Source organism: Streptomyces sparsus, assembly GCF_054776295.1.
The window spans coordinates 1-1,157 of the sequence record NZ_BAAHCA010001247.1 but is presented as its reverse complement, the minus strand read 5'-3'; the positions used below and the strand labels follow the sequence as shown (position 1 = coordinate 1,157).

Sequence of the window (1,157 nt, the reverse complement as noted above, 5' to 3'; positions counted from 1 at the left end):
CGCCGCTGCGGCCGCGACCGGCCGCTGCCCGGGTCCCGCAGGTAGGAGCCGGTGTCACCGGCGAGGCCGCCGTCGGTGGCGTGGCTTCCGCCCGGGGGCTGGCCGGGCTGGCCGTCCCGCCGCCGCAGATAGCGTTCGAACTCCTTGGCGATCGCCTCGCCCGACGCCTCGGGCAGCTCGGCGGTGTCCCGGGCCTCCTCCAGCGACTGCACGTACTCGGCGACCTCGGTGTCCTCCGCCGCCAGCTGGTCGACGCCCAGCTGCCAGGCCCGGGCGTCCTCGGGCAGCTCGCCCAGCGGGATGCGGATGCCCAGCAGGTCCTCCAACCGGTTGAGCAGCGCGAGCGCCGCCTTCGGGTTGGGCGGCTGCGAGACGTAGTGCGGTACGGCGGCCCACAGGCTCACGGCGGGGATGCCGGCGTGGGTGCAGGCTTCCTGCAGGATGCCGACGATGCCGGTCGGGCCCTCGTAGCGGGACTCCTCCAGGCCCATGGTGCGTGCCAGGTCCGCGTCGGAGGTGATGCCCGTCACCGGGACCGGGCGGGTGTGCGGGGTGTCGCCGAGCAGCGCGCCGAGCACCACGACCATCTCCACGCCCAGTTCGTGGGCGAAGCCCAGCAGTTCGTTGCAGAACGACCGCCACCGCATGCTGGGCTCGATGCCGCGCACCAGGACCAGGTCGCGCGGTTTGTCGCCGCCCACCCGTACCACCGAGAGCCGGGTCGTCGGCCAGGTCACCTTGCGCACCCCGTCGTCCAGCCACACGTGCGGCCGGTTGACCTGGAAGTCGTAGTAGTCCTCGGCGTCGAGCGCCGCGAACACGTCACCCTTCCATTCCCGGTCCAGGTGCCCGACCGCGGTGGAGGCGGCGTCGCCGGCGTCGTTCCAGCCTTCGAACGCGGCCACCATGACCGGGTCGACCAGCTCGGGAACCCCCTCGAGCTCGATCACCCAGTGCCTCCTTCCAGGGCCGGACGGAGTGAGACGCCCACGTCCGGCTGCCGTTCGTCTTGCGTGCGGCCCCAGCCTACGGCGTGACCTTGCCCAAGCCGCAGCCCTCGCACGCCTATCCGTCGAGCTGCCGCCTTCCGGTGCCCGCCGGGCGCGGCCCGGGGCCGCCCGGCCGCGGAGCGGCTGCCCGTCACCGGCTCCGGACGG

The 1,157-nt window shown here is 73.9% G+C and carries 1 protein-coding gene; it reads right to left on the bottom strand.

The genetic code is table 11. The features are described 5' to 3' along the window. Positions 1-950: PAC2 family protein (locus ACYVE9_RS27695; protein ID WP_461030635.1), on the bottom strand; the 950-nt coding region annotated here is incomplete at its 3' end. Positions 951-1,157: the final 207 nt, after the last annotated feature.